Source organism: Geminicoccus sp., from assembly GCF_036263595.1.
GTDB lineage: Bacteria > Pseudomonadota > Alphaproteobacteria > Geminicoccales > Geminicoccaceae > Geminicoccus.
The window spans coordinates 53574-74098 of sequence record NZ_DATAGQ010000242.1 but is presented as its reverse complement, the minus strand read 5'-3'; the positions used below and the strand labels follow the sequence as shown (position 1 = coordinate 74098).

17 protein-coding genes are annotated in these 20525 nt (G+C 67.0%); 8 read left to right on the top strand and 9 right to left on the bottom strand.

Annotation, left to right across the window (positions count from 1 at the left end):
* The 4 genes from VHL31_RS26390 to alaS all read left to right on the top strand — a co-directional run.
* Positions 1-284, top strand: a 284-nt coding sequence (locus VHL31_RS26390) for a DUF1476 domain-containing protein (RefSeq protein WP_329664235.1), incomplete at its 5' end; no start/stop codon positions are given.
* Positions 281-469, top strand: a complete 189-nt coding sequence (locus VHL31_RS26385; RefSeq protein WP_329664234.1) for a succinate dehydrogenase assembly factor 4 — start codon at positions 281-283, stop codon at positions 467-469. The genes VHL31_RS26390 and VHL31_RS26385, both read left to right, overlap by 4 nt.
* 153 nt (positions 470-622) lie before the next feature.
* Positions 623-1684 carry a recombinase RecA gene (gene recA / locus VHL31_RS26380; RefSeq protein ID WP_329664233.1) on the top strand — a complete coding sequence of 354 codons (1062 nt, stop codon included), beginning with the start codon at positions 623-625 and terminating at the stop codon, positions 1682-1684.
* Positions 1685-1722: 38 nt separating this feature from the next.
* On the top strand, positions 1723-4365 hold the full coding sequence (alaS, locus tag VHL31_RS26375; RefSeq protein ID WP_329664232.1) for an alanine--tRNA ligase: 2643 nt from the start codon (positions 1723-1725) through the stop codon (positions 4363-4365).
* Between the two features lie 147 nt (positions 4366-4512).
* Here the strand turns inward: alaS and VHL31_RS26370 are convergent, their stop codons facing one another.
* The 4 genes from VHL31_RS26370 to VHL31_RS26355 all read right to left on the bottom strand — a co-directional run bounded on the left by VHL31_RS26370 (position 4513) and on the right by VHL31_RS26355 (position 10708).
* Complete coding sequence (locus tag VHL31_RS26370) at positions 4513-5331, bottom strand: 3-keto-5-aminohexanoate cleavage protein (protein WP_329664231.1); 819 nt, start codon at positions 5329-5331, stop codon at positions 4513-4515.
* Complete coding sequence (locus VHL31_RS26365) at positions 5328-6248, bottom strand: 3-hydroxyacyl-CoA dehydrogenase NAD-binding domain-containing protein (RefSeq protein WP_329664230.1); 921 nt, start codon at positions 6246-6248, stop codon at positions 5328-5330. Before VHL31_RS26365 ends, VHL31_RS26370 begins: the two co-directional genes overlap by 4 nt.
* A gap of 121 nt (positions 6249-6369) precedes the next feature.
* Positions 6370-9507 (bottom strand): efflux RND transporter permease subunit, encoded by a 3138-nt coding sequence (locus VHL31_RS26360; protein WP_329664229.1) that lies wholly within the window; start codon positions 9505-9507, stop codon positions 6370-6372.
* Between the two features lie 4 nt (positions 9508-9511).
* Positions 9512-10708: an efflux RND transporter periplasmic adaptor subunit gene (locus VHL31_RS26355; protein ID WP_329664228.1), complete on the bottom strand. Its 1197-nt coding sequence runs from the start codon at positions 10706-10708 to the stop codon at positions 9512-9514.
* A gap of 137 nt (positions 10709-10845) precedes the next feature.
* Here VHL31_RS26355 and VHL31_RS26350 point away from each other — a divergent pair, with 137 nt between their 5' ends.
* A complete protein-coding gene (locus tag VHL31_RS26350) occupies positions 10846-11463 on the top strand; it encodes a TetR/AcrR family transcriptional regulator (RefSeq protein ID WP_329664227.1) in 618 nt (205 codons plus the stop codon).
* 10 nt (positions 11464-11473) lie between these two features.
* Here the strand turns inward: VHL31_RS26350 and VHL31_RS26345 are convergent, their stop codons facing one another.
* Positions 11474-13225, bottom strand: a complete 1752-nt coding sequence (locus VHL31_RS26345) for a transglycosylase domain-containing protein (protein ID WP_329664226.1) — start codon at positions 13223-13225, stop codon at positions 11474-11476.
* A gap of 68 nt (positions 13226-13293) precedes the next feature.
* Positions 13294-13527, bottom strand: coding sequence for a DUF3553 domain-containing protein (locus tag VHL31_RS26340; RefSeq protein ID WP_329664225.1), 234 nt, complete (start codon positions 13525-13527; stop codon positions 13294-13296).
* A gap of 75 nt (positions 13528-13602) precedes the next feature.
* Here VHL31_RS26340 and VHL31_RS26335 point away from each other — a divergent pair, with 75 nt between their 5' ends.
* From VHL31_RS26335 to VHL31_RS26325, 3 genes are read left to right on the top strand one after another with little or no spacing between them, the layout of a single operon-like run.
* A complete protein-coding gene (locus VHL31_RS26335) occupies positions 13603-13800 on the top strand; it encodes a hypothetical protein (RefSeq protein WP_329664224.1) in 198 nt (65 codons plus the stop codon).
* Positions 13801-13806: 6 nt separating this feature from the next.
* Complete coding sequence (locus tag VHL31_RS26330; protein WP_329664223.1) at positions 13807-16401, top strand: chemotaxis protein CheW; 2595 nt, start codon at positions 13807-13809, stop codon at positions 16399-16401.
* Positions 16398-16868 (top strand): chemotaxis protein CheW, encoded by a 471-nt coding sequence (locus tag VHL31_RS26325; RefSeq protein WP_329664222.1) that lies wholly within the window; start codon positions 16398-16400, stop codon positions 16866-16868. The genes VHL31_RS26330 and VHL31_RS26325 overlap by 4 nt, the downstream gene beginning before the upstream one ends.
* A 952-nt stretch (positions 16869-17820) precedes the next feature.
* On the opposite strand, the gene modC is transcribed toward VHL31_RS26325, so the two are convergent.
* From modC to modA, 3 genes are all read right to left on the bottom strand, one after another.
* Positions 17821-18918 carry a molybdenum ABC transporter ATP-binding protein gene (modC, locus tag VHL31_RS26320; protein ID WP_329664221.1) on the bottom strand — a complete coding sequence of 366 codons (1098 nt, stop codon included), beginning with the start codon at positions 18916-18918 and terminating at the stop codon, positions 17821-17823.
* A complete protein-coding gene (gene modB, locus VHL31_RS26315) occupies positions 18915-19616 on the bottom strand; it encodes a molybdate ABC transporter permease subunit (RefSeq protein WP_329664220.1) in 702 nt (233 codons plus the stop codon). Before modB ends, modC begins: the two co-directional genes overlap by 4 nt.
* 75 nt (positions 19617-19691) lie before the next feature.
* Complete coding sequence (gene modA, locus VHL31_RS26310; protein WP_329664219.1) at positions 19692-20477, bottom strand: molybdate ABC transporter substrate-binding protein; 786 nt, start codon at positions 20475-20477, stop codon at positions 19692-19694.
* Positions 20478-20525 lie beyond the last annotated feature (48 nt).

Here is a 20525-nt window from a genome sequence, read left to right as displayed (position 1 = left end):
GGTTCCGGCATGACCAGGAGATCTATTTCCAGGTCCGCAATCGGCGCAACAAGCTGGTGGGCCTGAAGATCGCCAATGAGTATCTGGGGCTGAAGGGCGACGACGCGCTGGCCTATGCCAAGGAAATCGTCATGTCCGACTTCGAGCGGCCGGGCGACGACGACGTGATCGAGAAGATCCGCGCGGACGTGAGCAATGCCGGCAAGCCGCTGTCGGACCACCTGATCCAGCGGTTCCTGCAGGAGGCGGAGGCCCAGGCCCGTGAATCGGTGAAGGCAGCATGATCGTGAAGGAAACGGAGCTGGCCAAGGCTGATCGGCCGGCTCCGGCGGAGAAGCTCGTGCAGCCCGAGCAGTTGCCACCGGCCGTGGGGCCGGTGCAGCCGGAGGGTGAGCAGGGCGGACCCAAGGGACCGGAACCCACCCGGTTCGGCGACTGGGAAAAGAACGGGCGGTGCTTCGACTTCTAGTCGAAGCCTCGTCCTGCGTCGTTGGCCATGCAGATCTCCGGATTCCACCGGCAGATCGCATGCTCCATTGTTTTCGTGTATCGGCTCGACGAGGTCGGGCCGCCGGAAGGTATGGGATCGGCAGCATCCGTCCCAACCGCTGAGGAGTCAATCATGGCGGAAGTATCGGTTCAGCGGCGCGAGGGCGGCGACCGGCAGCGTGCGCTGGATGCGGCGCTGAGCCAGATCGAGCGCGCGTTCGGCAAGGGCTCGGTCATGCGGCTGGGCCAGTCGCGGGCTGGCGACGACATCGAGACCGTCTCGACGGGTTCGCTCGGCCTCGACATCGCGCTGGGCATCGGCGGCCTGCCGCGCGGCCGGGTCGTCGAGGTCTACGGGCCGGAAGCGTCGGGCAAGACGACGATCTGCCTCCACGTCATCGCCGAGGCGCAGAAGGTCGGCGGCACCTGCGCGTTCGTCGACGCCGAGCACGCGCTCGACCCGACCTATGCGAAGAAGCTGGGCGTCAACATCGACGATCTCCTGATCTCGCAGCCGGACACGGGCGAGCAGGGGCTGGAGATCACCGACACGCTGGTGCGCTCCGGCGCCATCGACGTGGTCGTGATCGATTCGGTGGCGGCACTGGTGCCCAAGGCCGAGCTCGAAGGCGAGATGGGCGACCAGATGCCTGGTCTGCAGGCTCGTCTGATGAGCCAGGCGCTGCGCAAGCTCACCGCCAGCATCAGCCGCTCGCGCTGCATGGTGATCTTCACCAACCAGATCCGCTCCAAGATCGGCGTGATGTTCGGCAGCCCGGAGACCACCAGCGGTGGCAATGCGCTGAAGTTCTACGCCTCGGTCCGCCTGGACGTGCGCCGCATCGGCCAGATCAAGGACAAGGAAGAGGTCGTCGGCAACCAGACGCGCGTGAAGGTCGTCAAGAACAAGGTGGCGCCGCCGTTCCGCGTCGTCGAGTTCGACGTCATGTACGGGCAGGGCGTGTCCAAGACCGGCGAACTGATCGACCTCGGCCTCCGTGCCGGCGTTGTCGAGAAGTCGGGCTCCTGGTTCTCCTACAAGGACACCCGGATCGGCCAGGGGCGTGAGAACGCCAAGAACTATCTGGCGCAGAACCCGGAGGTGGCGGCCGAGCTGGAGCAGTTCATCCGGCAGAGCGCTGGCGTAGCCGGGGCTGCGGCACTGCTTGACGAAGACCGCACCATCGACGACTGACGGGGCGTCTTCTTCGATAGCGCCTTCTTGGACGATCCATGGCCAGCGTCAGCGAGATTCGTACGAAGTTCCTCGAATATTTCGGCAGGCACGGCCATGAGATTGTCGCGTCGGGCCCGTTGGTACCCCACAACGACCCGACGCTCTTGTTCACCAACGCCGGCATGGTGCAGTTCAAGAACGTCTTCACGGGGCTGGAGCACCGCTCCTACAACCGTGCGACGACGGCGCAGAAATGCGTGCGAGCCGGCGGCAAGCACAACGACCTCGACAATGTGGGCTATACGGCCCGGCATCACACCTTCTTCGAGATGCTGGGCAATTTCTCGTTCGGCGACTACTTCAAGGAACAGGCGATCGAGCTGGCCTGGAACCTAGTCACCCGCGAGTACGGGCTGCCCAAGGACAAGCTGACCGCCACCGTCTATGCCGAGGACGACGAGGCTTTCGGCCTGTGGACGAAGATCGCCGGTCTCCCTGAGAGCCGGATCATCCGGATCCCGACCTCCGACAATTTCTGGGCGATGGGCGATACCGGCCCGTGCGGCCCCTGTTCCGAGATCTTCTACGACCATGGCGACAAGGTGCCGGGCGGCCCGCCGGGCTCGCCGGATGCCGATGGCGACCGGTTTATCGAGATCTGGAACCTCGTCTTCATGCAGTTCGAGCAGGTCGACAAGTCGACCCGCGTGAACCTGCCAAGGCCCTCCATCGACACCGGCATGGGCCTGGAGCGCCTGGCCGCCGTCCTGCAGGGCAAGCACGACAATTTCGAGATCGACCTGTTCGCGAGGATCATCGCGAAGAGCGAGGAGTTGACCGGCACGCCGGCGGAAGGGCCGAGCCGCCCGTCGCACAAGGTCATCGCCGACCATCTACGCGCCTCGTCCTTCCTGATCGCGGACGGCGTGATGCCGTCGAACGAGGGCCGCGGCTACGTGCTGCGCCGGATCATGCGCCGCGGCATGCGCCATGCGCAGCTGCTCGGTGCCCGGGAGCCGCTCCTGTTCCGCATGGTGCCGACGCTCATCGAGGAGATGGGCAAGGCCTATCCCGAGCTGGTCCGCGCCGAGGCGCTGGTGACCGAGGTCCTCAAGCTGGAAGAGACCAACTTCCGGCGCACGCTGGAGCGCGGCCTGCGCCTCCTGGACGAGGAGGTCGTCTCCCTGCCGCAAGGCCAGCCGCTCTCGGGCGAGGTCGCCTTCAAGCTCTACGACACCTACGGCTTCCCCCTCGACCTGACCCAGGACGCCCTGCGCTCGCAAGGCCGCAGCGTCGACCTGGATGGCTTCGACGCGGCGATGGAGCGGCAGCGGGCCGAGGCGCGCAAGCATTGGAAGGGCTCCGGCTCGTCGGCCATCGCACCCATCTGGTTCGACCTGCGCGAGCGGGCGGGGGCTACCGAGTTCCTGGGCTATGCGACCGCCACGGCCGAAGCCAAGGTGGTGGGCCTGGTCGTCGACGACGCCTTGGTCGAGGAGGCCGGTCCCGGCACGGAGGTACGTCTCGTCGCCAACCAGACCCCGTTCTACGGCGAGTCCGGCGGCCAGATCGGTGATACCGGCACGATCACGTCCGGCGACGCCACCATCGCGGTCAGCGATACCCAGAAATACCTGGGCGACCTGTTCGTCCATATCGGCAAGGTCGAGAGCGGTACCATCCGGGTCGGCGACGACATCAGGCTGGCGATCGACGTGGAGCGCCGTGCACGGATCCGCCGCGCCCACTCGGCCACCCACCTGATGCACAAGGCGCTGCAGCGCCACCTGGGCAGGCACGTGGCCCAGAAGGGCTCGCGGGTGGAGCCCGATCGCCTGCGCTTCGATTTCAGCCATCCGAAGCCGGTCTCGAAGGAGGAGATCGCGGCGGTCGAGCGGGAGGTGAACTCCTACCTGCGCCAGAACGACCCGACCACCATTCGGATCATGGCCAAGGACGACGCCATCGAGACCGGTGCGATGGCCCTGTTCGGCGAGAAGTATGGTGACGAGGTGCGCGTCGTCTCGATGGGCACCGCCGACGACGGCAAGACCTATTCGGTGGAGCTGTGCGGTGGCACCCATGTCGCCCGCACCGGCGACATCGCCCTGTTCAAGCTGCTGGCCGAGGGTGCGGTCGCTGCCGGCGTGCGCCGGATCGAGGCGGTCACCGGCGAGCTGGCGCTCAGCCATGTCGAAGAGGAAGAGGCCATCCTCGCCAAGGCTGCCGGTGCCCTGAAGGTGCCCGCATCCGAGCTGCCCGGCCGGATCGAGGCGCTGGTGGAAGAGCGCCGCAAGCTGGAGCGCGAGCTGGCCGACCTTCGTCGCAAGATTGCGACAGGCGGCCTTGCTTCCGAGAATGCCGCCCGCCAGGTCAACGGCATCTCGTTCGCGGCCCGCCAGCTCGAAGGCGTGCCGGCCAAGGAGTTGCGCGGCACTGCCGATGAGCTGAAGAAGCAGCTGGGCTCGGGCGTGGTTACGCTGGTGTCCGTCACCGACGGCAAGGCCTCGGTGGTGGTCAGCACCACGGACGACCTGACCGGCCGGGTCGATTCGGTGGCGCTGGTGCGCCGCGCCGTGGAAGCGCTGGGCGGGCAGGGTGGTGGCGGCCGCCGCGACTTCGCGCAGGGTGGCGGTCCTGATGCCGCCCGGGCCGCCGAAGCGATCGCCGTGGTCGAGGCCACCCTGGCAACGATGTAGGCTTGCAGGTTCCGCCGGCCTCTTTGCCGGTGGAGCCGCCTATGCAATATTGCCGGATGGTCCTGCCCGGCGTCGGCGGCTCGCTAGCGTCGACCATGCAAACTGCATGAACGAACCCAAGCGGCCACGCCTTTTCAACGGCTTGACTTATTTCGACGCGATCATCGCCCGCAGCTCGTCCGCCCCCGCCGGCCTTCTGCCCAGCGCCGCCAGCGCCTCGACGAAGCCCCGCACCTGCGCCTCGTTGCTGGCCGCCACCGTCCCGTCGGCTGCCAGCCGGTTGTTCTCGAAGCCGATCCGCGCGTGCCCGCCCAGGAGTGCTGCGGTCAGCGCACAGTCCCGCTCCTGCGCCCCGAACGCGCACATCATCCAGCGCCACTCCTCCGGTGCGGCCATGAGGAACGGCAGCAGGTCCATGGGCGTCGAGCGCTGGCCCACCGTGTAGCGACCGAGGACGTACAGCACCGACGGCCCCTCCGGCACCACCCCGCGCTCCACCAGCTCCTTCATCCTGGCGACATCAGCCACGTCGTAGAGGATATGCTGCAGCCAGATCCTCTCCCGGCGGCACCACTGGAAGAAACCCGCCGCCTCCCGCTCGTGCGCTCCATCCGGCACCAGCTCCCGCAGCGCCACCGACGCCGCTTCCGGCCGGAGCGCCCGCACCAGGCCCATCTGCGCGTCTGGCTGGTACATGCCGACCGCCTCGGTCGTCACCTGCACCACCAGCTCACGCCCCACCGCCGTCTGTACCGCCTCCATCACCGCCCGCCCATGGCCGGGATCCAGGCTATGGACGCCGGCAGCGTCGCGCGCATGGAGGTGGATCATGCAGGCTCCCGCCTCCAGGCAGGCCCGCGCGGTCACCGCGAGGTCATCCGGCGTGATCGGCAGCCCCGGATGGTCCGCCTTCGTCAGCCGCGCCCCATTGGGCGCCACGGCCACGGCAATCGGCGATCCGCTCACGGCGTCACGTCCGCCCGGGCCCGCAGCAGCGCCAGCAGCGCCGCATCGCGCTCCGCCTCCAGCTCTTCCACCGACCGTCCATCCGCCACGGCTTCCACCCCTTCCACCAGCTTCTCCTTGAGCTCGGGACTGAGCACCGGCTGGCCCAGATCCTGCCAGCGCCGCTCCTGGCTCGGCCCCAGATGCTCCAGATAGTGCCGGATGCCGCCCTTGCCGCCGCCCAGGTGGTAGGTCAGGTGCGCGCCCATGATCGCCCAGCGCAGCCCTGGCCCGTCGCGCAGCGCCGCATCCACCTCGCCGACGGAGGCCACCCCCTGCTCCACCAGATACACCGCCTCCCGGTAGAGCGCGGAGGCCAGCCGGTTGGCGATATGCCCCTGCATCTCCTTGCGCAGCCGCACCGGCCGCATGCCCAACTGCGTGTAGAACGCCGTCGCCCGGTCCAGCACCGCCGCGTCCGGCCCGAACAGCTCCACCAGCGGCATGATGTGCGGCGGATTAAACGGATGGCCGACGATGACCCGCCCGGGCTGCGCGCAGTCACGGGCCAAGTCGCTCCAGAGCAGGGACGAGGTGCTGGTCGCGATGATGGCATGGGCAGGTGCCGCCCCGTCCAGCCGCCGCAGCAGGTCCCGCTTGAAGTCGAGCCGTTCCGGTGCGTTTTCCTGCACGAAGTCGGCGGCCGCTGCCGCCTCTTCCGGTGAAGCCGCGACCGCAAGCGTGCCAAGCTGATCCCGGCCGAGCTCCCGCAGGCTGGCAAGGCTCGTTGCCAGGGCCGCTTGCATGTCCGCAAGGCTGCCGGCCGCCGGATCATGCACCGTCACGTCGCAGCCATTCGCCACGAACAAGGCCGTCCAGCCCACGCCCACCGTGCCGAAGCCGATCACGGCGACCTTCTGGATGGCAGCCTCGTCCACGACGCACTCCCCTGGCTCTGCTGCCTGTGAGCCTGAAGGCTTGCCTGCCCATGGTCCACCACAAACAACAAGAGCGGCACCGGCCTCCCGGCCAATGCCGCTCCCGCTGCCGGCTGGAGGCTTACTCCGCCGGGACGGCCTCCGCTCGTGGCGTCTCCGGCTGCTGCTTCTTCCTGCTGAAGAGCTTGCGCACGGTCACGAAGAACAACGGCACGAACAGGATGCCCAGGAAGGTCGCCGCGATCACGCCGCCGAGCACACCGATGCCGATCGCGTTTTGGCCACCAGAGCCGGCACCGGACGAGATCGCCAGCGGCGTGACACCCAGCCCGAAGGCGAGCGAGGTCATGATGATCGGGCGCAGCCGAAGCCGGGCGGCCTCCAGCGTCGCGTCCATCAGGCTCTTGCCGGCCTCGTTCAGGTCCTTGGCGAACTCCACGATCAGGATCGCGTTCTTGGCCGCGAGGCCGATGGTGGTGAGCAGGCCCACCTGGAAGAACACGTCGTTCGACAGGCCCGTCAGCGTCGCCGCCGACAGCGCGCCGAGCACGCCCAGCGGCACCACCAGCATGACCGAGAACGGGATCGACCAGCTCTCGTAGAGGGCCGCCAAGCACAGGAAGACGACCAGGATCGAGATCGCGTAGAGCAGCGGCGCCTGCGCACCTGCGGCCCGTTCCTGGTCCGACAGACCTGTCCACTCGTAGCCGAAGCCAGGCGGCAACTGCGCCATCATCTGCTCGACTGCATCCATGGCCGCGCCCGAACTCAGCCCCGGCGCCGGCTGGCCCAGGATCTCGACCGAGGGCAGGCCATTATAGCGCTCCAGCCTGGGCGAGCCGTAGGCCCAGTAGGCGGACGCGAAGGCCGAAAACGGCACCATCTCGCCCTGGTTGTTCCGCACGTACCACTGGTCCAGGTCCTCCGGCACCATGCGGTAGGGCGCATCGGCCTGGACATAGACCTTCTTGATGCGGCCGCGGTCCAGGAAGTCGTTGATGTAGGTGCCGCCCCAGGCCGCCGCGAGCGCGTCGTTCACGTCTTCGATCGAGAGGCCCAGCGCGCCCACCTTGTGATGGTCGATATCGATCCGGTACTCCGGCTGGTCCTCCAGCCCGTTCGGCCGCACGCCCACCAGGTTCGGGTTCTGGGCCGCCATGCCCAGGAACTGGTTGCGTGCCGCCATGAGCGCCTCGTGGCCCTGGCCGCTGCGGTCCTGAAGCTGCACGTCAAAGCCGGTGGCGTTGCCCAGCTCCAGCACGGCCGGCGGCGCGAAGGCGAACACCATGGCGTCGCGGATCTGCGAGAAGGCGCCCATCGCCCGCCCGGCGATCGCCGCCACGTTCTGGGAAGGCTCCTCGCGCTCTTCCCAGTCCTTGAGCAGGACGAAGCCGATGCCGGCATTCTGGCCGGAGCCCGCGAAGCTGAAGCCCGCTACGGTGAAGATCGAGGCAACCGAATCGGCCTCGTTCTCCAGGAAGTGACGCTCGACCGTCTTCAGCACCTCCAGGGTCCGCTCCTGGGTTGCACCCACAGGCAGCTGCGCCTGGACGAACATGATGCCCTGGTCCTCGTCCGGCAGGAACGCCGTGGGCAGGCGCAGGAACATGTAGCCCATGCCGGCCGCAAGGATGAGATAGACGATCAGGAAGCGAACGCCCCGGCGCGCCATGTAGCCGACCAGGCCGACATAGCCGTTGGTCGTCTTCTCGAAGCCCCGGTTGAACCAGGCAAACGGGCCACGCCGTGCCGAATGGGACGGCTTCAGGATCGTGGCGCACAGGGCCGGCGTCAAGATCAGGGCTGTCAGCACCGAGAGGCCCATCGCGGCTACGATGGTGATGGAGAACTGCCGATAGATGACGCCGGTCGACCCGCCGAAGAACGCCATCGGGATGAACACGGCCGACAGCACCAGACCGATGCCGATCAGCGCACCGGTGATCTGGTCCATCGACTTGCGGGTGGCTTCCTTGGGGGGGAGCTTCTCGTCGTGCATCACGCGCTCGACGTTCTCCACGACCACGATCGCGTCGTCGACCAGGAGGCCGATCGCCAGCACCATCGCGAACATGGTGAGCACGTTGATCGAGAAGCCAGCGAGCTCGAGCACGGCGAAGGTACCCAGCAGCACGACCGGCACCGCGATGGTCGGGATCAGCGTCGCCCGGAAGTTCTGCAGGAACAGGTACATGACGAGGAAGACCAGCACGATCGCCTCGATCAGCGTCTCGACCACGCTCTCGATCGACACCTTCACGAACGGCGTCGTGTCGTAAGGGATGATGACTTCCATCCCCTCGGGGATCATGGCCTCGAGCTGCTGCATCTCCGCCCGGACCGCCTCTGCAGTCTCCAGCGCGTTTGCTCCGGACGCCAACTGGATCGCGAGGCCGGTCGAGGGGCGCCCGTTATAGTTGGCGGAGGTGGCATAGGTCTCTGCGCCAACCTCCACGCGGCCGACATCGCCCAGCCGGATCGCCGAGCCGTCCTCGGCCGTGCGCAGGAAGATCTGCCGAAACTCCTCGGGCGTCTGCAGGAGGGACTGCGCGGTGATCGTGGCATTGAGCTGCTGGCCCTCCGTAGATGGGAGGCCACCTAGCTGGCCCGCGGCAACCTGGGCGTTCTGCGCCCGGATCGCGGCGATGATGTCAGCCGGCACCAGGCCGAAATTGACCAGCTTGGTCGGATCCAGCCAGACGCGCATGGAATACTGCGCGCCGAACAGCTGCACCTCGCCCACACCCTCGACCCGCGAGATCGGGTCCTGGATGTTTGAAGCCATGTAGTCGGCGAGATCGGTCTGGTTGAAGTCCGAGCCCTCGGCCGCGACCAAGCCCACCACCATCAGAAAGCTGCTGCTGGCCTTGGCGACCTGAACGCCCTGGCGCTGTACTTCCTCAGGGAGGAGCGGCGTTGCCAGCGACAGCTTGTTCTGGACCTGCACCTGCGCGATGTCCGGGTCGGTGCCCGGATCGAAGGTCAGCGTGATCTCGACCTGCCCGGACGAGCTGCTGTTCGCCGACATGTAGCGCAGGCCGTCGATGCCCTTCATGCGCTGCTCGATCACCTGCGTGACCGAATCCTCGACCACCTTGGCCGATGCACCGGGATAGGTCGCAGTGATCGAGACCGACGGTGGTGCGATCGACGGGTACTGGGCGATCGGCAGCGTCCAGATGGCAAGTGCACCCGCCATCATCACGACGATGGCGAGCACCCAGGCGAAGATCGGCCGGTCGATGAAGAAACGAGCCACGCTCTTACCTCCGGACCGGGGCGCTGGCAGCCGAAGCGTCGGCCACGGACTTGGTTTCCGCCTCGATCACCTTGACCACCGCCCCCGGGCGCACCTTCTGGAGGCCCTCGACGATCACCCGCTCGCCGGCCTTGACGCCCTCGCTGACCAGCCATTGGTCGCCGACGGTCCGGTCCGTGACCAGGATGCGCTGCTCCACCTTGTCTTCGGCGGCAACCACGAGCGCCGTCGCACGCCCCTTGGGATCCCGTGATACCGCTCGCTGCGGCACCAGGATCCCTTCCGGATCAACGCCCGCCTTGATCTCCGCCCGCACGAACATGCCAGGAAGCAGGATCCCCTCGGGATTGGGGAAAAGGGCACGCAGCGTCACCGCACCCGTGCTCTCGCTCACCGTCACGTCCGCGAACTCGAGCGCCCCCGGATGGCCGTAGGTGGTGCCATCTTCCAGGGTCAGCTCGACCTCCGCACGATCCGGATCGACCCGCTCATACCTTCCGTCCGCAAGCGCCCGGCGCAGCTTCAACAGCTCCGCGCTCGACTGGGTGACGTCGACATAGATCGGGTCCAGCTGGTGGATCGTGGTAAGCGTCTCGGCCTGGTTGGCCGTGACGAGCGCGCCCGCAGTAAAGGCGGAGCGTCCGATGCGTCCGGCGATCGGGGCGGTCACGGTGGTATAATCGAGGTTGATCTTGGCCGAGGCAAGGGCGGCCTTGCGCGCCTCGACAGCGGCGCTGGCTTCGCCCATCGCCGAGACGGCATCATCGTAGGCGGCCCGGCTGACCGCGTTCGTGCGGACCAGCTCCTCGTTCCGCCGCTCTCTGTTCCTCGCGGAGACGAGGGCCGCTTCGGCCTGAGCCAGTTCCGCCTTGGAGGTCTCATAGGCAGCCCGGTAGACGGCCGGATCGATCTGGTAGAGCGCTTCGCCCTTCACGACATCCGCACCTTCGCGGAACAGCCGCTCCTGCAGAATGCCGTTCACCTGCGGCCGCACCTCGGCAATCTGGTAGGGGGAGGCGCGCCCCGGTAGGGTCGTCGTGATCTCGACCGGCTGTGGGGTAAGGGTCACCACCGTCACCTCGGGAGTCGGGGGGGTGGCCTCCGACTGCTGCTGTCCACCTTCCTCCTGCCCGCATCCGGCCAGGATCAGAGCACCCGCCAGCATCAGGCCGGTCGCCAGGCGACCAGAAAGGTTTCGCATGCGCTCGATCTCCGGGAAGTGCGGCCGGCTGGTCCGTCGGTCGGTCACTTGCTTAGAATGAGCGTTCATTCTAGGAAGGGGATAGGACAGCGTCAAGCTGCTGCATTGCGGCATGGAAGGGCCCATGCCTGGGGTGAATGAAGATGGGCATTGTTGAACGGGGCTGCCTGGAAAAGACGCGCAACGAAGCGCGCCGCCAGCAGGTTCTGAAGGGTGCCACCGACTGCTTCTGCAGGCATGGCTTCCACAGCGCCAGCATGGCCGAGATCGCCAGGAGCGCCGGCATGAGTGTCGGTCACATCTATCACTACTTCGAAAACAAGGAAGCGATTATCGCCGCCATCGTCCAGAACAACCAGGCGGAGATCCTGGCGACGATGGACATGATCGAGCGCTGCCAGCGGCCGCTATCGGAGGCGCTGATCGAGGCGGTCGGCACCGGTGTCGACAAGTGCATGGCCCACCAGGACACAGCCCTTATGATCGAGGTGCTGGCCGAGGCGGCCCGCAATCCCAAGGTTGCCGCCGTCCTGCAGGCATCCGATTCCGTCCTGCGAGCTCGGATGGGCGAAATGCTGCGCAAGGCTGCGAAGCCAGGGACCGACCTGTCGGACGGGCGGCTGGAAGGTCACGTCGAGACCTTGTTCACCCTGTTCCAGGGCATTTCGGTGCGCGCCATCCGAAATCCCGGCCTGAACCGGGACCGCATGGTGCGGACGATGCAAGGCGTCATCCGTTGGCTCCTGGACAACTGATAACCGCCAATCATCCCGGATCCATCAGGAAGTTCCTGAAGATGCGTGCAGGGAGCCCTCCGCCCGTCTCGCCTTTCATCGGCTTGTGATCGTCATTGCCGATCCAGACCGCGACGATCATGCCTTTGGCATTGCCGCCGACGAACCAGGCATCCCGGAACCCGGAGCTGGTCCCGGTCTTGCCGAAGCCACCCGGAACCTTCGCAGCCGTGCCGGTTCCATACTGCATCGCGTCAGTCAACATGCCGCGCATGACGCGTGCGGTGCCGGCCGACAGGGCACGCACTCCCGGTGTGCGGACGATTTCCAGCCGTCGCCCGTCTTCGCCTGTCGCGCTCGTCCACCACACTGGCTCTCGCACCACGCCGTCGCTTGTCAGCGCGGCATAGGCGGTGGCGAGTTCCGGCATGGTGACCTCGGTGCTGCCGAGCACTAGCGAAGGCACGGCCGGAAGGTCGGATGAAATTCCAAGACGGCGCGCCACCTGCACCACCCGGTCCAGGCCGACCTGCATGGCCAGGCGCACGGCGGCGGTGTTGGTGGACAACGAGAGGGCCTGCGCCAGGGTGATCTCGTCCGCGGGCGGCGGCACGAGGTTGCGCGGCTGCCAGCCATCGATGACCAGGGTGCCGGTCGCGATCTTCTCGTCGGGCTGGTGCCCATCCTCGATCGCTGCGGCGAAGACGACTGGCTTGAAGGCTGAGCCCGGCTGCCGGCGCACCTCCGTGGTACGGTCGAGGCCGCCAAGATCGCCTGGCACGGAGGCGCCCGCCAGGATTTCGCCATTCCCGCTCATGGCCAGGAGCGCACCGGCGCCCGCACGCGGCGGCTGCCCGGCCAGTGTCGCGGCCAGCAGGGCACGAGCCTTACGAGAACGTTCGACATCCAGCGTGGTTCGAACGAGTAGGGCCTCGTCCGGCCAGAGCCGCCTTGCCCGTTGTGCCAGCGTGCGCAGCAAGGGCTCGTTCACCCTCGCCGGAAGGACCCTTGCCGGCTTCGTCCTGGCTCCGTCGGCCTCTGCGCGGTCGATGGCTCCGGCCTGGACCATGGCGTCCAGCACCACCGATGCGCGTGCTCTGGCCGCTTCCAGGTTTCGGCCGGGATCGAGCCGCGACGGCGCCCGGATCATGCCCGCCAGCAGGGCCGACTGTGCCAGATCCAGCGACCCCGCCTCGACGCCGAAATGCCTGCGGGCGGCCGCCCGCACGCCGCTCACGCCACCGCCGAGATAGATACGGTCGAGATAGGCGGCGAGGATGTCCTGCTTGGAAAGGGTGGCTTCCAGCCAGACCGCCAGTGCCGCCTCGCGCGCCTTGCGCAGGAAGCTCCGTTCCGGGCTGAGAAAGGCGAGCTTGGCCAACTGCTGGGTGATCGTGCTGCCACCCTCGGCGATGCGGCCGGCCGTCAGGTTGCGCACCAGGGCACGTCCCAGCCCGATGAGGTCGACGCCGACATGATGGAAGAACCGCCGGTCCTCGATGGCAATCACGGCCTGAGCCATCACCGGTGCCACGTCCTGGAGCTGGAGTGGTGTCGACCACCCATCGCCCAGCGTAGTGATGGGGGTGCCGGTCCGGTCCAGCAGGGTCACCGCGCTCGCCCGGGCAGGACGAGCCACCCCGTGCGCCAGCCTCGCCGCATCGATCACCAGGGCAAGCAGGGCCAGGCACGACAGCACCGCCGCATGGCCGAGGAGGCGAGGCAGGCCGAACCGCTTGCGTCGGGCCGGCGGTAACGGCCGTGGCCGGCCCGGCCGAGGCAAGGCCCGGTGTCCCGGCCTAGTGGCACGTTCCGCCGGTGCTTTCGGGCCGGCAAGGGCCCGTTGCCGGGTCATCTTGTTCCTTGGCTCCGGTCTTCACGTACCGGTGTCAGGGTGACATGGCGGATGTCGATCAGCACCTTGCCCCGGTGCTCGAAGTTCACCGTGACCCGGTGTCCGACGACGCTCTGCACCATGCCGAGCCCCCAGCCAGGCTCCAGCGGATGGCAGACGAGGGCGCCCGGGACGATGGAGAGATCCATGATGATCACCTGGAAGGAAAGTTGGCCGGGATCGGCTGGCATTCAGGGTTCGTTAACCCGGGTGAGGCAATCTGCGTGCCGAGACGCGAGAGCGTGGCGATCGAGGATTGAAAGATCATGGAATTCCTGAGGGCGTGGTTATTGCGGTCCCAAGTCGAGCTGCGCCGGGCGTCGCCGGCAAAGGCGCCGGAATTTCCCGGTACCACCATCTCGCGCGCCGCGACACCGGCGGGCCAGGACATCCTGGGTCGTTTCCTGCAGCACCATCCTGCCGATGTCATCGTTCTCGACCGTCACCGGCGCGGGCAGGGATGAGCGGCCATGGATGAACTTCTCGCCGACTTCCTGACCGAATGTGCGGAGAGCATGACGCTGCTCGATGTCGAGCTCGTCAAGCTGGAGCGCAACCCCAGCGACCGCGAGTTGCTCGGCAGCATCTTTCGCATGGTCCACACGATCAAGGGGACCTGCGGGTTCCTGGGGCTGCCCCGCCTGCAGCATGTCGCCCATGCCGCCGAGAACGTGCTGGGCGACTTTCGCGAGGGCAAGCTCGTGCCCGGCCCCAGCGAAGTGAGTCTGATCCTGGAGGCCCTGGACCGGATCAAGGAGATCCTCGCGGTACTGGAGGCGACGAGGGCGGAGCCGGCTGGCGACGACAGCGAGCTGATCGCGCGCCTGGACGCCTGCTCCGGACGCCAGGAGGAAGTGGAACCGATCATGCCGAACGCTGTCATCGCACCCGGATCGGAAACCTTGCCCGCACGGACGAACGTGCCAGCACCTGAGACCGAGGGGGCAGCCAAGCCTGTCCTGGCGGCGAAGAATCCGCCGGAGGAAGCCGCCGGGCGGGCCGCAGCCACGGAGTCGGTGGCCCACCAGACGTTACGGGTCAATATCGAGCTGCTTGAAAAGCTGATGACGCTGGTGAGCGAGCTCGTGCTCACCCGCAACCAGCTCCTGCAGACGGCGCGCAAGAGCAGCGACAATGCCCTGAAGGCGCCACTCCAGCGGCTGTCCCACATCACGTCCGAGCTGCAGGAGGGCGTGATGAAGACGCGCATGCAGCCGATCGGCAACGTGTGGAGCAAGCTGCCACGCGTGGTCCGCGACCTCGGCATGGAGCTGGGCAAGCAGATCGAGCTTGAGATGGTCGGCGCCGACACGGAGCTCGACCGCCAGATCCTGGAGCTGATCAAGGATCCGCTCACCCACATGGTCCGCAATTCCGCCGATCACGGGCTGGAAACGACCAAGGCGCGTGTGGCGGCGGGCAAGCCCGAGCAGGGCAAGATCCGGCTGAATGCCTTCCATGAAGGCGGCCACATCATCATCGAGATCGCCGACGACGGCAAAGGTCTGGACACCAACGCGATCGCCGCGAAGATCCTGGCGAACGGACTGGCGACCGAGGCCGAGCTGGCTTCTCTCAGCACGCAGCAGATCCAGCAGTTCATCTTCAAAGCTGGCTTTTCGACCGCGCGCCAGGTGACCAACGTGTCCGGCCGCGGTGTCGGCATGGACGTCGTGCGGACCAATATCGAGAAGATCGGTGGCACGATCGAGATGTCGTCCGAACTTGGGCGTGGAACCCGGTTCGTCATCAAGATCCCGCTGACCCTCGCCATCGTTTCCGCGCTGATCGTGGCCGCTGCTGGCGAGCGCTATGCCATCCCGCAGATCGGCGTGGTCGAGCTGGTCCGCGCCGGTGCCCGGTCCAAGCATCGGATCGAGGTGATCGACGGCGCGCCAATCCTCCGCCTGCGCGATCGCCTGCTGCCGCTGATCTCGCTGGCCGGCGTGCTCGGGCTGCGTGGGGACGAGACCAATGTCGAAGACACCCACGTGGTAGTCTCCCAGATTGGCCCCTGTGTGTTCGGGCTCATCGTCGACCAAGTGTTCGACACCGAGGAGATCGTGGTCAAGCCAGTGGCACCGATCCTGCGCGGCCACCGGCTGTTCTCGGGCAACACGATCCTCGGCGACGGCGACGTCGTCATGATCCTCGATCTGAACGGGCTGACCGACCGGATCGGCAAGTCGGCCAATCCGGTGGCGGAGAAGAAGGAAGCGTCGTCGCAGAGCCAGCAGGACGACGCCACTTCGCTGCTCCTGTTCCGCGCCGGGGCCGGTGCGCCGAAGGCAGTGCCTCTGGCGCTCGTGACCCGGCTGGAGGAGATCGAGCCGGCCCAGATCGAGTGGTCCGGAACCAGCACCGTGGTCCAGTATCGCGGGCGACTGATGCCGATCGTCGACTTCGAGGGGCAGCCGGTACGGGTGTCCGACGGGACGCGGCCCGTCCTGGTTTTCACGGACGCCGGCAACGACATGGGCCTGGTCGTGGACAGCATCATCGACATCACCGAGCAGGAGATCCGGCTCGAATGCCGGAGCGGCAGCGTCAATGTCCTGGGGAGCGCCATCATCGCTGGGCGTTCGACCGAGGTGGTCGATGTCAGCTATTTCGTGAACCAGGTCTTCGGCGGTTGGTTCGATCGCAACGAGACCGAACCGTTCATGGAGGCGGCAAACACCAAACCCAGGCGGATCTTGCTGGTCGACGACAGTGCGTTTTTCCGCAACATCCTGCTGCCGATCCTGCAGTCCCACGGCTACGAGGTCACCGCGGTGGATTCGGCCGCCAAGGCCTTGGAATACCGTGACAAGGGCGAGATGTACGATGCGATCGTCTCGGATATCGAGATGCCCGGCATGGACGGCTTCGCTTTTGCCGCATGCTGCCGCGCCGACGGCAGCTGGCAGAACGTGCCAATGGTGGCGCTGACCTCCCATACCGCACCAAAGGACATCGAACGCGGTCGCGAGGCCGGCTTCGACGGCCATGTCGGCAAGCTGGACCGCGAAGCACTGGTCGCAGAACTGGCATCCCATCCCAAGGCGCACAGGGTACCGTCATGAACAGCTCCATTGCCGAACCCAAGTCCTCCCGCCGTCCTCAGGCGGCCGCCGAGGAACTCGTCTCGATGCATGTCGGCGGTCAGCTGGTCGGCATTCCGGTAAGGATCGTGCAGGACATCCTGGGCTTTCAGCGCATCACGCGAGTCCCGCTGGCCGCACGGGAGATTGCCGGCGTCCTCAACCTGCGTGGCCGGATCGTGACGGCGATCGACCTTCGGCAAAGGCTGGGCATGGATGCCGTGGTGTCGGACCGGCCGAGCATGAGCGTCGTCTGCGAGCATGGCGGCGAACTCTACAGCCTCCTCATCGACCAGATCGGCGAAGTGCTTCAGCCACCAGCCGATCGCTTCGACACCGACCTGACGCCGCTGACCCAGTGTTGGCGGGAGTTCTCCAGGGGCATCTATCGCCTCGACAACCAGTTGCTGGTGCTGCTGGACGTCGGGCGGGTCCTGGCCTTCAACTGAGCAGAGTCGTGCCCTCGATCATGCGTCTTGACCAACCAGAGCAAGGATCTGGTGCGTGAGCGGCATGGTCAGCCCGACGCCCCGCCTGGGCTGGAGGGGATTCTCCTCCAGCCCAGGCGGTCAGCTGCCTAGCCGAAAAGCACAGCAAACATGCTCTGGATGTCCTGAAGTCCCCGGTACCTGCCGTGGATGTCGCTGGGTCCCCTGGACGAACAAATCGTGGCGGGCTTTGGCGCCTGGTTGGGGACATAGGCGGGATTGCCCGCGCAATTTCGGGCTCGTTCCTGTCCCACAGCGCCGCCGCGATTGCATGACCGACGGATCGGATGACCGGGTGCCGACAGGTTGCCTCAGGTCGTTGTGCAGGGGGTCGCGGATGCTGGCCGGAGCGATGGGGAAGATCTGATGGCTGTCGAGCCTAGACCGGACCTGGTGCAACAACAAAAGGACGGTGGCCATGCCCGATCACCCCGAAGCCGATGTTGGTGGATAGGCCGGCGCCTGCAACTCGCGCACGACCCGGGCGTGCTCGGTGGGCAGCTGGTCACCGTCGATCATCGCCCGCGTCGGGTAGGTCGATCAGCATGTCGTTGCGCTTCCTGCAGGCACCGGCGACGGGGGCCGCTCCTGAGCTTGAAGTCCGAGCCGCGACGCCGGCCTGCTTGGCTCGGCCGGGCAGAGATGGGCTATGCGGCTCGCAGCTATCCGGATCCATCGTCTCACAGGCCAGCCGGGCTGCCGAACGCTGCTTGCTGCAGCCTAGATCGAAGGAGGATGTTGCCAGACCTTGAGATCCTGGTGCCGGTGTTCCCATGTTCGTCCCCACCCCGTCAGCCGGTGATGGCACGGCAAGTATGGGATACGGCCAGATCCTGTGAAGTTGGTGAGGCATGGGCCGCCTGCCGCGAGGGCACTCTCCCGCTAGTGGCGGTGCTGGCAAGGGCCACGGGCCTCACGGGCTGACGGCCGTAGGGTCAAAGGTGACGCTCTTGACGATCGCGAAGACGGAGCTGCCTACCCGCAGGCCGAGCATGGCCACGGCACGCCGGGTCACCTGAGCGGTCAGTCGCTCGCCATGACAGTCCAGCTGGACGACCGTCACCGGTGCATCAGTCGCCTGGATGGCGGTGACGAAGCCCGTAAGGATGTTCTGGGCGCTCGAATGGTCTGGCCTTGTCGTGGCGAGGGTCACGTCGCGCGCCCGGATACGCAGGCGGACGGATGTGCCGGGCGGTGCCGGGATTGCCGGCACATCGATGCGGCCGGCCGGGCAGGAGAGCACCGTGAGCGCGAACTCGTGGTCGTGATGGTCGATCCGAGTGTGGAGGATGGTGCCGGCCTCGGCGCGGTCGCTGCCTTCGAAGAGGTCGGGCTGGGCGATGATCTGCGCAGTCGGGCCGGCTGCGACCGCCCGGCCATCGGCGAGCATCACGACTGTGGTGGCAAGACGGCCAATCTCGGCCACGGAATGGCTGACATAGACGATCGGGACGCTCGCCTCATCGCGGATCCGCTCGACGAAGGGCAGGATCTCCGTCTTGCGGGCGTCATCCAGCGACGCCAGCGGCTCGTCCATCAACAGCAGCTTCGGGCTTGCCATCAGCGCCCGGCCGATCGCGACCCGCTGCTTCTCCCCCCCGGAAAGGGCAGCAGGCCGCCGGCCGAGAAGATGACCGATACCCAGCATCGCCACGATGGCGTCGGCATCCGCCGTTCGTTCCGCCCTGGACGTGAACCAGTGCCCGTAGTGCAGGTTCTGGCGGACGGTGAGGTGGGGGAACAGGCGGGCATCCTGGAAGACATAGCCGACCCGGCGAAGATGGGCCGGCAGGTGCAGCCCCCTGCTCGTGTCGAGAAGGGGCCTGCCGTCCACCAGGATCCGACCATGGTCCGGCCGGAGGAGGCCGGCGATGGCATTGACCAGCGTAGTCTTGCCCGAGCCCGACCGACCGAACAGCGCGGTGAGCCCGGCCGGTGCGGTGAACGCCGCCTGGAGCAGGAAATCGCCCTGGCGGTGGCGGATGTCGATTTCGAGGCTGGTCCCGGTCAATCACCGGTCCTCTTCGCCATCCGCCGGGCCAGCAGCTCTGAGGCCAGGAGGGCTGTTACCGAGATGGCGACCGAGACCAGGACCAGCCGGAGCGCACCTGTTTCCCCGCCCGGCACCTGGATCAGGGTGTAGATGGCGCTGGGCAGGGTTTGGGTTTCGCCCGGGATGTTGGAGACGAAGGTGATGGTGGCCCCAAACTCGCCGAGCGCTTTGGCGAAGGAGAGGATCATGCCGGCCAGGATCCCAGGCAGGATGAGGGGCAGCGTGACCGTGAGGAAGACCCAGGCGGGACCTGCGCCGAGCGTCCGCGCGGCATCCTCCAGCCGACGATCAACCGTTTCGACCGAAAGCCTGATCGCACGGACGAGGAGCGGAAACCCCATGACGGCGCAGGCGAGTGCGGCGCCGGTCCAGCGGAACGCGAAGACAATGCCCAGATGCTCGGCCAGGAAGGCGCCCAGTGGGGCACGGCGGCCGAAGGTCAGGAGCAGCAGATAGCCAGTCACCACGGGGGGCAGGACCAACGGAAGGTGGACGAGGATGTCCAGGACTGCACGTCCCCAGAACCTGCCGCGGGCGAGCAGCATGCCCACCAGGATGCCGAACGGCAGGCTTGCCAGCATCGCCACGAGCGACACCCACAGGCTCAGCCGGACAGCCATCCACTCCTCCGGCGTGAGCGCCATCCAGCCGGTCATGGCGAACCGGACTCCAGGAAGGCCGGACAAGGGACGTGCGCGATCATGAGCCGGCCGGCCGGTTGCGTCGGACGCTCACGAGGCCGGAGGATGAAGCAGCTTGAAGCCGGCCTTGCGGAAGATGGGAGTGGCCGCATCACTCTTCAGGTAGGCCAGGAAGGCCATCGCACCGGGCTTGGACGCGCCCGCCCTGATCAGGGCCAGGGGATAGACGATCGGCGGATGGCTGGTCTCGGGGAACATGCCCACGATCTTGACGCCCGCCTCGGCGGCGGCGTCGGTCGCATAGACGATGCCGAGCGGTGCCTCCTCGCGCGCCACGAGGGCCAGCGCGGTCCGGACATTGTCGGACTGGGCGAGCCTCTGCTCGACGCTGTTCCACAGGTCCAGCTGCAGGAGCGCCGCCTTGGCGTACCTGCCGGCCGGCACCGAATCGACCTGCCCCGTCGCTAGCCTTCCCTCGCCCAGCAGGCCGGCCAAGTCGAGCTGCCCGTCGACCGTAAGTGCGCCTAGATCGCTCGCGGCGGGCGCCACCAGGACCAAGTCGTTGCCGAGAAGGTCGAGCCGGCTGGAGGCGTCGATCAGCTCACGCTCCGCAAGGTAGTCCATCCAGGGGATATCAGCCGAGAAGAACAGGTCTGCCGGCGCCCCCGCCTCGATTTGCTTTGCGAGCGCCGAGCTGGCTGCATAGGACGCAACCACCTCCGCACCGGTCGCCTTGCCGAAGACCGCGATGGCTTCGTCCAACGCGTTCTTCAGGCTGGCCGCCGCGAACACGGTGATCCGCTCCTCCGCACGCACCGCCGTCGTGAGCAGCAGGGCAACGACAAGAGCGAGGGCAGCGAGCGGGCGTCGGAACATGGAGCCTCCGCAGGCGATATTTCCAGACAGATACATCGCCTGCGGGGT